At 69.8% G+C, this 11,092-nt stretch carries 11 protein-coding genes and 1 pseudogene; 2 read left to right on the top strand and 10 right to left on the bottom strand.

The window, feature by feature from the left end:
* Nucleotides 1-35: 35 nt before the first annotated feature.
* Nucleotides 36-923, bottom strand: coding sequence for a LysR family transcriptional regulator (locus ACWCOV_RS29815; RefSeq protein ID WP_449832645.1), 888 nt, complete (start codon nt 921-923; stop codon nt 36-38).
* A gap of 110 nt (nt 924-1,033) precedes the next feature.
* On the opposite strand from ACWCOV_RS29815, the gene ACWCOV_RS29810 reads away from it, so the two are divergent.
* Both ACWCOV_RS29810 and ACWCOV_RS29805 read left to right on the top strand, forming a co-directional pair.
* Nucleotides 1,034-1,450 (top strand): hypothetical protein, encoded by a 417-nt coding sequence (locus ACWCOV_RS29810; protein WP_449832644.1) that lies wholly within the window; start codon nt 1,034-1,036, stop codon nt 1,448-1,450.
* Nucleotides 1,451-1,701: 251 nt separating this feature from the next.
* Complete coding sequence (locus tag ACWCOV_RS29805; protein ID WP_449832643.1) at nt 1,702-2,490, top strand: L,D-transpeptidase family protein; 789 nt, start codon at nt 1,702-1,704, stop codon at nt 2,488-2,490.
* A gap of 114 nt (nt 2,491-2,604) precedes the next feature.
* Here the strand turns inward: ACWCOV_RS29805 and ACWCOV_RS29800 are convergent, their stop codons facing one another.
* The 9 genes and pseudogenes from ACWCOV_RS29800 to ACWCOV_RS29760 form a co-directional block, all read right to left on the bottom strand.
* Complete coding sequence (locus tag ACWCOV_RS29800; RefSeq protein WP_449832642.1) at nt 2,605-3,510, bottom strand: hypothetical protein; 906 nt, start codon at nt 3,508-3,510, stop codon at nt 2,605-2,607.
* Nucleotides 3,473-4,882 (bottom strand): amidase, encoded by a 1,410-nt coding sequence (locus ACWCOV_RS29795; RefSeq protein ID WP_449832641.1) that lies wholly within the window; start codon nt 4,880-4,882, stop codon nt 3,473-3,475. The genes ACWCOV_RS29800 and ACWCOV_RS29795 overlap by 38 nt, the downstream gene beginning before the upstream one ends.
* 16 nt (nt 4,883-4,898) lie before the next feature.
* Nucleotides 4,899-5,663, bottom strand: coding sequence for an SDR family NAD(P)-dependent oxidoreductase (locus ACWCOV_RS29790; protein WP_449832640.1), 765 nt, complete (start codon nt 5,661-5,663; stop codon nt 4,899-4,901).
* A 1-nt stretch (nt 5,664) separates the two neighbouring features.
* Nucleotides 5,665-7,095 (bottom strand): aldehyde dehydrogenase family protein, encoded by a 1,431-nt coding sequence (locus ACWCOV_RS29785; protein WP_449832639.1) that lies wholly within the window; start codon nt 7,093-7,095, stop codon nt 5,665-5,667.
* A complete protein-coding gene (locus ACWCOV_RS29780) occupies nt 7,092-7,931 on the bottom strand; it encodes an ATP-binding cassette domain-containing protein (protein ID WP_449832638.1) in 840 nt (279 codons plus the stop codon). Before ACWCOV_RS29780 ends, ACWCOV_RS29785 begins: the two co-directional genes overlap by 4 nt.
* A complete protein-coding gene (locus ACWCOV_RS29775) occupies nt 7,924-8,880 on the bottom strand; it encodes an ABC transporter ATP-binding protein (protein WP_449832637.1) in 957 nt (318 codons plus the stop codon). Before ACWCOV_RS29775 ends, ACWCOV_RS29780 begins: the two co-directional genes overlap by 8 nt.
* Nucleotides 8,877-9,695, bottom strand: a complete 819-nt coding sequence (locus tag ACWCOV_RS29770) for an ABC transporter permease (RefSeq protein WP_449832636.1) — start codon at nt 9,693-9,695, stop codon at nt 8,877-8,879. Before ACWCOV_RS29770 ends, ACWCOV_RS29775 begins: the two co-directional genes overlap by 4 nt.
* Nucleotides 9,692-10,648, bottom strand: a complete 957-nt coding sequence (locus ACWCOV_RS29765) for an ABC transporter permease (protein ID WP_449832714.1) — start codon at nt 10,646-10,648, stop codon at nt 9,692-9,694. Before ACWCOV_RS29765 ends, ACWCOV_RS29770 begins: the two co-directional genes overlap by 4 nt.
* A gap of 3 nt (nt 10,649-10,651) precedes the next feature.
* Nucleotides 10,652-11,092: pseudogene (locus ACWCOV_RS29760) on the bottom strand (ABC transporter substrate-binding protein); the annotation flags it as partial.

The raw sequence follows: 11,092 nt of genomic DNA, 5'->3' as shown, positions 1-11,092 counted from the left end.
ACCCTCAGCAGCAAGAACTCCCCTGCAGCGAGAACTCAGGAGTGGACGGCGGTGGTAGGGAGCATGCCGATGAGGGCGTCGGCGGCCAGGGAAGCGGACGGGCTGGTGGGGACGGCCACTGAGACCTGCCAGTCGGAGGCGCTGCCGGGGACGAGCGGGACGGTGGCGTGGTCGCCGCGCTTGGCGGAGATGCGTTCGGGGACCAGCGCCACGCCGAGGTTGTGGGCGACCAGGGCCAGAAGCGTGTGGACGTCGTTCACCTCGATGGTGACGGGGTGGGCGACGCCGGCGGTGGCGAAGGCGCGGTCGGAGATGGCGCGGGCGCCCCAGGTCGGGTCGAAGTCGACGAAGGACTCGCCCGCGAGGTCGGCCAGGGAGACCGCGGTCGCGTTGGCGAGCCGGTGGTCGGGGGCGCAGACGAGGACCATCGACTCCTTGGACAGCGGGCGGAGGTCGAGGCCGTCGACCGGGTCACCGGCGGTGGCGACGAACGCGACGTCGAGGCGGCCGGAGGCGAGTTCGTCGAGCATCGGGGTGGAGCCGCCCTGGCGTACCTCTATCTCCACGCCGGGGTAGGCGGAGCGGAACTTGGCGAGCAGAGCGGGTACGTCGACCACGCCCAGGCACTGTTCGAGCCCGACGGTGAGGTGACCGCGGAGCAGCCCCTGGACCGCGGCGACCGCGTCCTTGGCGGCCTCGGCAGCGGCGAGGGCGCGGCGGCCCTCGCAGAGCAGCGCGCGACCGGCCTCGGTGAGCTCGACGCTGCGGGTGTTGCGGACGAAGAGCGAGGCGCGGAGCTCACGTTCGAGGGCGCGGATGGAGGCGGACAGGCCGGACTGCGAGATCGACATCGCCTCGGCCGCCCGGGTGAAGTGCTTCTGCTCGGCCACCGCGACGAAGTGCTCCAGATGCCTCAGCTCCATGACTAAGAACTGTAGTCGATCGAAGCAATACGATTCTCCTGTCCTAACTCTCAGGCATCAGAGCCCGCCCGGGCGGACGGGACGGCCCCGAGATCGGTAGGGTGAGCGACATGGCGGATGAGGAGTTTCGGGTTGAGGTCGAGCTCGGGAGCGACGAGCACGGACTGTCGTTCTGGGAGCGGTTGCGGGCGCTGGATCTGGATGACGACGCGCGCAAGCGCCTCGGCCGCCAGGTGACCGTCACCCGGGACGGGAACCGGATGCTGCTGTACACGCACAGCCTCGAGGACGCGCAGGAGGCCGAGCGCACGGTCAAGGACCTCGTCGCCGAGGACGAGCTCTCCGCCGAGTACACGATCACCCGGTGGAACCCGTCCGAGCAGGAGTGGACCGCCCCCGAGGTGCCGGTCGGCGAGCACGACCCCGCCAGCGACGCGCAGAAGAACGCCGGCATGGAGGTCCCCGACCCCCGGTACGTCGTCATGCAGGCCTACAAGCCGGAGTTCCTCCGCGACCTGGGCCTGTAGGCCGCCGTACCCGCTCCGCGCCATTTAGGAGCGGTAGGCAACAAGTCGATCCCCAGGCTGGAAAGTGCCGGAACGGGTACTGGTACAGCGTGTTGCGGGACGACCCGCAGCCCGTGGTCGGCAACGGTTCGGTGACGGGCGCGGGCAACGGCACGTCTGGGGAACCCTCGGAGCACTAGTCTCGGCGTTTCGTTGCAGGCTCGAGCAGCGCGGTTCTGCGACTCTGACAATGCTGAGGGAGAGGGGAAATCGTGTCTCGTCGACGTGGTCTCGTTGCCGGTTCGGTCGTACTGTCGTTCGTTCTCGTCGGCTGTTCCGACGTGGCCGCGAGTGAGTCGAGTCCGTCGGACACCCCGTCGTCCTCCAGCAGCACACCATCGAGTACGCCGTCCAGCACGCCAAGCGCAACGCCGTCCGCAACGCCGACTACCAAGCCGACGACGCCGAAGCCCAGGGTGAAGCAGACGCCGCAGTACTACGCGCTGCGCGTCGAACGGCAACTGGACAAGCTCGGGTACCCGGTGGGTGACGTCGACGGCGACATCACCCCGCGGGCGAAGCAGGCGCTGTGCGCGTGGCGCGAGACGCACGGGCTGCCGGTGAGCCGCAAGGGCCTCACCCTGGCCGACGCGTACTCGGTGCTCAACGCGGCCCGGAAGCCGGTGCCGACGCGCGAGCCCGGAATCTACGTGAACAAGACCTGCCAGGTCGCGTACCAGATCGTTGGGAAGTCCTACAAGCGGATCGTCTGGGTCTCGACCGGTGCCCCCGGCTACGAAACCCCGAACCGCACCGGCAAGGTCTGGCGCAAGTGGGCCGGCGCGCACGAGAGCAGCCTCTACCCCGAGGCCTACATGTACGACTCGCTCTACTTCCTCCGCGACCGCCCCGGCATCGCCCTGCACGGCTCCCGCGTCAACTCCCTCGTCAAGCCCTACCCCGCCAGCCACCGCTGCGTCCGCGTCACCCGCCCGGAGATCACCCAGATCTTCAGGGAGACCCCGATCGGCACCAAGGTCCAGGTCTACGGCGACTACTGAGCCGACCAGAAAGCGGGGCCTCGCGGGGCAACTGGGGGCTGTGAACAGGTTATTGCCTGTTCACAGCCCCCAGTTCCCGTTTCAGGCCCCGTGAGTCGGCGCAAGGCAGGTACGTCAGTGGTGGTGCTTCGGCTCGCGGGTGATGTGGAGCGTCGGGGTGGCTTCCTGGTGGGTTTTGGGGAGGGTGGTCAGGAGGTCGGGGAGGTTGAAGGTTTCGAAGAGGGTCAGGTCGAAGAAGGCTATGGCGTGGATGATGCCGGTGGCGGTGAGGGTGAGGACCTGGATCTGGAAGGCGCGGTGGAGGTTGTCGGTGGGGTCACGCATGTAGACGGCGAAGCCGGGTTGGCCGTTGGCCTTCAGGGGGACGAGGAGCTGGTCGCCGGGGCCTTTGGCGGGGCAGTGGGTGGAGATGAGCCGGCCGATGTTGCGGGCGCCGCGGAACCAGGAGGTGAACGGCGGCATCTCCCAGACCGTGTCGTCGGTGAAGAAGCCGGTGATGGCCGGTACGTCGTACTGCTCGAAAGCCTCCTGATAAGCGGCCAGCAGGCCGGCGTCGGTCACCTCGTGCGCGGGCGCGGGGTTGAAGGCCGAGCGGGCTCGGTCGAGGTCGGCGGGCAACAAACCGACCGCCCCAGAGAGCCGGGCAGGCGTCCAGCCCTCGATGTCGGTCAGGATCAGGGCGGCGCGCTCCCGCACCGGAAGGCGTTGGAGGGCGGCGACCAGGTCGAGGCCGATTGGTTGGCCGTCGGTGAGGTTGTCCGGGATGGGCTCGAGCCACAGCACTTCGGGGAGCTGGTGGAGCTCACCCTCGGGGTCGTCGCTCGCCGCGACCAGGTCGGTTGGGAGCGGACGCTCGGTCGCCTGGGACAGACACGCGATCGTGGCACCCGCCAGGTCAGAGGACCGCGCGGCAACCGCTTGGGCTTCGGTGATGGAGCCGAGCATGCGGTAGCAGTGCGAGATCAACCCGCGCTGTAGCTGGTCAGCGTGGGGCGTCGTCACCTCGTCGTACCTGTCCATCAGACCCCGTCGGCCAGTCTCGCCGCTCGGCCTGCTGGCTGTCCAGGTACGCCGCCAACGCCAGCGCAGCCAGATCCTGATGATGCGGTACGGCGATCTGCGCCCCGATCGGCAGGCCCGACGCCGACCACCCGACGTTCACCGTGGTCGCCGGATGCGCGGACATGTTGTACGGCACCGTGAACCCGATGTGCTCGAACGGCTTCGACGGATCGTCGGTCGGATAAGCCAGCTCGGCCGGGAACGCTGTGATCGGCGCGACCGGCGACAGGATCACGTCGTACGACCGGAACACCGCAGTGACCGCCGCCGCCATCGCGCCCATCTGGCTGTAGCCGTGGAACACGTCGAATCCAGACAGGTCACCCGCCGTCGACACCCACGACCGGATCTCCGGCAGCACCTTGGCCCGCCGGTCCTCGGGCAGCGCCGCGATGTCCACCGCCGACCGCACTCGCCAGAAGCTGTCCAGCCCGTCGAGCATCTCGCGCGTGATCATCGGGTCGATCAGCTCGACGACCGCCCCGCCCTTCTCCAGTACGGCGGCCGCCGACGAGACAGCTGTCCGCACTTCAGGGTCGACCGGCAGCCCGACACCGGCGTCCAGCAGCAGCCCCACGCGCAGCCCCTCGATCGCCGGCTCGGCCGAATCGACCACAGCCGGATACGACGTGTGGTCCCGCGGGTCGTACCCGGACATCACCGTCAACGCGAGCGAAGCGTCCGCCGCCGTACGCGCCAGGGGTCCGATCGCGCGCCCCGGGTACGGGTTGCCGACCGCCACCCGCCCGTGCGTCGGCTTGATCCCGACGACCCCACACCACCCGGCCGGCAGCCGGATCGAGCCGCCGATGTCCGTCCCGATGTGCAACGGCCCGTACCCGGCCGCCGCAGCCGCGGCAGCCCCAGCACTCGAACCACCGGCCGTCTTCGACAGGTCCCACGGATTCCGGGTCAGATGGTGGAAGGTGGAGACGCCGGACGACAACATGCCGTACTCAGGCATGGTCGTCTTGCTGAAGATCACCGCGCCGGCCGCGCGCAACCGAGCCGCAGCGGGCGCGTCCTCGGCCGCAGGCACCAGCTCGGTCGCCGCCGTGCCCTGTGGCACCGGAGTCCCCCGCGTTGCGATGTTCTCCTTCACCGTCGTCGGTACGCCGTCCAGCACGCCGGCCGACCCGTCAGACCAGCGGCGCTCCGAAGCCTGCGCCGCCTCGCGGGCGCCGGCCGGATCGAGCGCGTAGAGCGCACAGACCCGCGGCTCGAGCTCCTCGACTCGGGCGAGCACGTCCTCGATCACCTCGACGGGTGACAGCGAGCCGTCGCGGTACTTGGACAGCAGCTCGGTCGCGGTCAGATCGGCGAGACTCATCCAGGCTCCAAACGAATCAGTTGGGTGGGTCGAAGCGGCCGTCGACCGCGGTCCAGCCGCCGTCGACCGCGATCACGCTGCCGGTGACGAAGCTGGCGGCGCCGGAGGCGAGGTAGACGACGGCGCCGGCGAGCTCGTCCGGGCGGGCCCAGCGACCGAGCGCGCTCTTCTGCGCGTAGGCGTCGTACCAGGCCGGGTTCGCCTTGATCTGGGCGGTGAGCGGGGTCTCGACGACGCCGGGGGCGATCGCGTTCACGCGGACGCCGTTCGGGCCGAGCTCGGCGGCCGCGGTCCGGAGCAGCTGGACCAGCCCGGCCTTGGTGGCCGCGTACACCGACTGGCCGGGCTCCACCGTCGTACCGCGGATCGAGCTGAACCCGATGATGCTGCCGCTCCCCCGCTCCGCCATCTGCCGGCCGAAGGCACGGATCAGCTGGAACGACGCCCGCAGGTTGAGCGCGACGACGCGGTCGAACTCCTCCCCGGTGTAGTCGAGGATCCGCTTCCGCACGTTGGTCGCCGCGGTGAACACCAGCACGTCGACCGGCTCCAGGTCGCGAGCCGCCCGGTCGATCGCCTCGTCGTCGAGCACATCCAGCTCGTACGGCGCAAGCCCGCCGGCGGCCGCGGTTTCCTTCGCCGCAGCGAGATCGCGGTCGGCACACGTGACGCGCGCGCCGTGCGCGGCCAGCGCCAACGCGCTCTCGCGACCGATGCCGCTGCCGGCGCCGATCACCAGCGCATGCTTGCCGTCGAGCCGGAAGAGGTTGGTGTAATCCATGTCAGGGCCTCGGGCGGATGATCGCCATCCGGGTCGTGGTCAGTTCCTCGATCGCGAACCGCGGTCCTTCCCGGCCGATCCCGGAGTCCTTGACGCCGCCGTACGGCATCACGTCGGACCGGAAGCCGGGCACCTCGTTGACCACCACGCCGCCCACGTCCAGCCGGTCGATCGCGGTGAACGCCGTGTCGAGCGAAGACGTGAACACACTCGCGTGCAGCCCGTACCGAGACGCGTTGACCGTCGCGAACGCGGTCTCCAGATCCGGCACCGACCGTACGGCGATCACCGGTCCGAAGATCTCCTCGTCCCACGCCAGCTGGCCGTCCGGTACGTCGGTGAGCACAGTCGGCCCCAGATCCTCGCCGGCCGCGTACGCAACCTTGGCACCGGCACTGACCGACTCGTCGACCCACGTACGCACCCGAGCCGTCGACTTCGGATCGATCAGCGCCGACACCCGCGTGGCCGGGTCACGCGGATCGCCGACCACGACCGACGGCAGCCGCTCGTCCAGCTTCTCCAGCAGCGTGGAGCGAACGCTCTCGACGGCCACGACCCGTTGCACCGAGATGCACGCCTGCCCCGAGGCGTAGTACCCGCCACGGATGATCGCGTCCGCGGCCGCGTCGAGATCGGCGTCCTCGGCAACGATCAGCGCAGAGTTCGATCCGAGCTCGAGCAGCACCTTCGTCGGCGCCGCATCCCGGGCGATCCGGTGCCCGACAGCCGCCGATCCGGTGAACGACACCGCCCCGACCCGGCGATCCGTCGTCAGCGCTGCACCGACATCAGCTCCCCCGGTGACCAGTTGTACGGCGGCCTCTGGCCCACCTGCCTCCAGCAGCGCCGAGCGCATCAGATGCACCAGCCATAGCGTCGCGAGCGGAGTCTGCGGCGCCGGCTTCACGATCACCGGGCACCCGGCCGCGAGCGCGGGCGCGATCTTGTGCGATGCCAGCAGCAACGGATAGTTGAACCCAGTGATGCCGATGACCACCCCGATCGGCTTCCGGACCCAGAACCCGACCAGCCCGTCCCCACTCGGCAGCAGGTCCAACGGCACGGTCTCGCCGTGCAACCGCGCGACCTCCTCGGCCGAGGTCTCCAGCGTCAGCAGCGTGCGGTCGACCTCGACCCGGCAGTCGACGAGCGGCTTCCCGGTCTCCAGCACGAGCAGGTCGACGAACGCCTCACGCTCGGCCGAGATGGCCGCATGCACACTCTGCAAGGCCTTCCGCCGGACGTACGACGGAAGCCGGCCGACCTCCTCGCGTACGGCGAGGGCGTGGTCGAGGGCCTGCCGCGCCAGGTCCACGTCTCCGACCGGGGCATCCGTCACCGTCGAGCCGTCGTACGGGAAGATCACCGGCTCGGTGGCGGGGGCGTCGACCCAGGTCTGTCCGATCGGCAGGCCGGCTGGGTACTTCATCCGGATGCTCCCTTCGCTGCGAGCAGGTCGGTGGTGGTCGCTCCGGCCAGCGCCCGGTGCAGAGTCGGGATCGCCGAGACGAGGCGCTGGGTGTAGGGGTGCTGCGGCGCGGCGTAGACGTCGCCGGTGAAGCCGGTCTCGACGATCTGGCCGGCGTTCATCACGGCGACCCGGTCGCAGACGTGCTTGACCACGGACAGGTCGTGGGAGACGAACACCAGCGTCAGGTTCAGCTCGTCGACGAGGTCGGAGATCAGGTTGAGCACCTGGGCGCGGACCGAGACGTCGAGCGCGCTGACCGGCTCGTCCGCGATCAGGATCCGCGGCCGCGGGGCGAGGGCGCGGGCGATCGAGATGCGCTGGCGCTGGCCGCCGGAGAACTGGTGCGGGTACCGGTCGCCGGCGTCGGCCGACAACCCGACGGCTTCGAGCAGCTCGCGGACGCGCTGCCCGGAGGCCGGATGTCCTTGCACGACAAGAGGTTCGGCGATGATGTCGCGGACCCGCATCCGCGGGTCGAGGGAGCTCATCGGGTCCTGGAAGACGAGCTGCAGGTTCTCGCGGAGGAACCGCAGCCGGCGTTCCGGCAGCCGGGTGATGTCGGTGCCCTCGACGACGACGTGGCCGGAGGTGGCCTGGTCGAGGGCCGCGATGATGCGCAGCAGCGTCGACTTGCCGCAGCCGGACTCACCGACGATTCCGAAGCGCTCGCCCGGCTTGACCTCGAGGTTCACGCCGCGCAGCGCGTGGACGACGGGTGCCGCGTGCAGCAGCGACGTCCGCGGGCGCGTGTAGTTGCGCACGACATCGATCAGCTGGATTGCAGGCTCAGACATGCGCGACCTCCACGGGATGGTGGCAGGCGAACCCGGTCGCCTCGGTGCCGCTCCAGTCCGGAGTGGTCGCGCAGACCTCGGTCGCGTGCCGGCAGCGGGTCCGGAACACGCAGCCGGACGGGAATTGGCCGGCCGACGGCACGTTGCCCGGGATCGTGGTCAGCCGCCGGTCCGTCGTCTCCAGGTCCGAGGCCGCGAGCAGTCCTTCGGTGTACCGGTGCCGCGGCCGGGTGAACACCTCACCGACCGGGCCGGACTCGACGACGCGGCCGCCGTACATGACCAGGACGCGTTCGCAGACCGTCGCGACGACGGCGAGGTCATGCGTGATGAACAGCAGGGCCGCCTCGCGGGCCACCACGCCCTTGACGATCAGATCCAGGACGAGCGCCTGCACGGTGACGTCCAGCGCGGTGGTCGGCTCGTCGCAGATCAGCAGAGCCGGATCGTTGGCGAGGGCAAGCGCCAGCACGACGCGCTGCCGTTGGCCACCGGACAGCTGGTGCGGATACGCGCGCATCGTGTCGGTTGGCAACTGGACGCGCTCGAGCAACTCGGCCGCGGCTGCCCGCGCCGCGCCCTTGCCCGACCGGGTCCGGTGGATGAGCATGCTTTCGGCGATCTGGTCGCCGACGCGCATCGTCGGGTTGAGTGCGGTCATCGGCTCCTGGAAGACCATCGCCAGCTGCCGGCCCCGGACCCGCGACATCCGCCGTTCGTCCGCGCCGATCAGCTCGTGGTCGACGCCGGTCACCCGGACCGACCCGGCCGCGATCACGTCCTCGGGCAGCAGACCGAGCACGCTCAACGCGGTCAGCGACTTCCCCGACCCGGACTCGCCGATCAGCCCGACCCGCTCCCCCGGCCCCACGGTCAGGTCGACGTCCGAGACCAGCGTCTTGTCCCGCACGGTCACGGTCAGCCCGCGAACACTGAGTACGTCGTTCATCGCCGGTCCTCCAGCTTCGGGTCGAACCGGTCCCGCAGCCCGTCACCGAGCAGGTTGAACCCCAGGACGGCGATCGCGATCGCCACACCCGGGAAGATCGCCAGCCGCGGCGCGGTGAACAGGAACTCCTGACTCTCCTGCAGCATCCGGCCCCACGACGGGGTCGGCGGCGGCGTCCCGTAGCCGAGGAACGACAGCGCCGCCTCGGCCAGCACCGCGATCGCGAACGACACCGACGCCTGCACGGTGATCAGGCTGGTCACGTTCGGCAGCACGTGCCGGACCGCGATCGGGAACGGCTGCCGCCCGGCGGCCCGGGCCGCCAGCACGTACTCGGTCCGCATCACCTGCAACGCCCCGCTCCGGATCACCCGGGCGAAATTCGGCACCGACGCGATCCCGATCGCGATCATCGCGGTCAGCGTGCTCGCCCCGAACACCGCGCCGAACATGATCGCCAGCAGCAACGCCGGGAACGCGAGCAGCAGGTCGTTGGACCGCATGATGACCTCGCTCGGCCACCGCTTCGACATCGCGGCCAGGATCCCCAGCGGCACACCGATCACCGCGGCCACCCCGACCGCGACCACACCGACGAACAGCGTGGTCCGCGACCCGACCATGATCTGGCTGAACACGTCCCGGCCGAACTTGTCGGTCCCGAACCAGTGCTCCCACGACGGCTTGGCCAGCCGGACCGCGGGATCGACGAGGATGGCGTCGTACGGCGTCCACACGAACGACACCAGCGCCATCAGCACGATCAGCCCGACGATCACGCCGCCGGCGATCAGGCTCGGGTTCAACCGCCTCATCGCGACCCCACCCTCAGTCGCGGGTCCAGGGCGACGTACAGCAGATCGACCAGGAAGTTCACCACGAGTACGGCGATCACCAGGACCATCACGACGTCCTGCACCACGAGCAGGTCGCGGTTCGACACCCCGTCCAGCAGCAGGCTGCCGAGCCCGGGGATGACGAAGACCCGCTCGACCACGACCGCGCCGATCAGCAAGGTCGCAAGCTGAAGACCGAGCACCGTCACGACCGGGACAGCCGCATTGCGGAGCCCGTGCCGCCACAACGCCGGGAACGGTCGCAACCCTTTGGCACGGGCAGTCCGCAGATAGTCCTCACGCAGTACCTCGAGCACCGCGCTCCGCACGTAGCGGGTCAGCACGGCGCCTTGCACCAAGCCGAGCGACAACGCCGGCAGGATCAGCTGCCGCGCGAACATGCTCGGATCCTGTGCGGGTGGTGTCCAGCCGTTCGCGGGCAGCCAGCCGAGCTTTACGGCGAACACCATGATCAGCAGGATGCCTGCGAGGAATGCCGGTACGGCGACGCCGACCTGCGACAGCGCGGACAACGCCAGGCCGGAGACCTTGCGGTGCCGCGCGGCCATCACGGTCCCGGCGGGCACCGCGACGACCAGCGCGATGAGCATGCCGGCGAGGACCAGCCACAGCGTCACCTGGAACCGGTCGACGATCTGCGGCCCGATCTCGGCCTTCGACACGTACGACGTCCCGAAGTCACCGCGGAACAGGCCGCCGATCCAGTCGAAGTACTGCGTCGGCAGCGGCCGGTCCAGGCCGAACTGGCGGCGGAGCTCCGCGACCGCCTCGTCGGTCGCGTTCACGCCGAGCGCGACCCGGGCCGGATCGCCGGGCAGCACGGCCATGAACGCGAACACCAGGACCGAGCTGATCGCGAGACTGACCACGAGCACCGTGGTCCGTTCGATCAGGCGGAGGATCATCGGCAGTCCTCAGCGGGCGAGCTTGGTCAGGTCGAAGTTCTCGGTGATCGCGTTCTCCGGCAGGCCCTTGAGGTTCTTGTCCGCGACCATCAGGTTCGGCAGCAGGAAGAGCCAGTCGGCCGCGGCCTGCTCGGAGATCCGCCGCGCCGCCTTCTTCATGTTGTCGACCTGCGCCGCCTCGTCACCCGCGTCGGCCGCGGCCAGGTACTGCTGCAGCGTCGGGTCGTCGTACCGGGTGTAGTACTTCGCGTTGAAGACCGAACCCAGGTCGCGCGGCTCGACGTGCGCGATGATCGACATGTCGTAGTCGGCGTTCTTCAGCACCGTGGTCAGCCACGCCGCCGGGAACTCCTGCTGGTCGATCGCGACCTTCAGACCGGCCTGCTCCAGCTGGCTCTTCACCACCTGGCCGCAGGAGATCGCGTACGGCAGGGTGGGCAGCCGCAGCCG

This window comes from Kribbella sp. NPDC002412, from assembly GCF_053592935.1.
This window is presented reverse-complemented; position numbering and strand designations above follow the sequence as displayed.

What these genes read in the sequence shown, in the direction of transcription:
- ACWCOV_RS29810 (WP_449832644.1), top strand. Translation starts at nt 1,034, where the DNA reads ATGGCGGATGAGGAGTTTCGGGTTGAGGTCGAGCTCGGGAGCGACGAG.
- ACWCOV_RS29790 (WP_449832640.1), bottom strand. Translation starts at nt 5,663, where the DNA reads ATGGATTACACCAACCTCTTCCGGCTCGACGGCAAGCATGCGCTGGTG.
- ACWCOV_RS29800 (WP_449832642.1), bottom strand. Translation starts at nt 3,510, where the DNA reads ATGGACAGGTACGACGAGGTGACGACGCCCCACGCTGACCAGCTACAG.
- ACWCOV_RS29785 (WP_449832639.1), bottom strand. Translation starts at nt 7,095, where the DNA reads ATGAAGTACCCAGCCGGCCTGCCGATCGGACAGACCTGGGTCGACGCC.
- ACWCOV_RS29815 (WP_449832645.1), bottom strand. Translation starts at nt 923, where the DNA reads ATGGAGCTGAGGCATCTGGAGCACTTCGTCGCGGTGGCCGAGCAGAAG.
- ACWCOV_RS29775 (WP_449832637.1), bottom strand. Translation starts at nt 8,880, where the DNA reads ATGAACGACGTACTCAGTGTTCGCGGGCTGACCGTGACCGTGCGGGAC.
- ACWCOV_RS29780 (WP_449832638.1), bottom strand. Translation starts at nt 7,931, where the DNA reads ATGTCTGAGCCTGCAATCCAGCTGATCGATGTCGTGCGCAACTACACG.
- ACWCOV_RS29770 (WP_449832636.1), bottom strand. Translation starts at nt 9,695, where the DNA reads ATGAGGCGGTTGAACCCGAGCCTGATCGCCGGCGGCGTGATCGTCGGG.
- ACWCOV_RS29795 (WP_449832641.1), bottom strand. Translation starts at nt 4,882, where the DNA reads ATGAGTCTCGCCGATCTGACCGCGACCGAGCTGCTGTCCAAGTACCGC.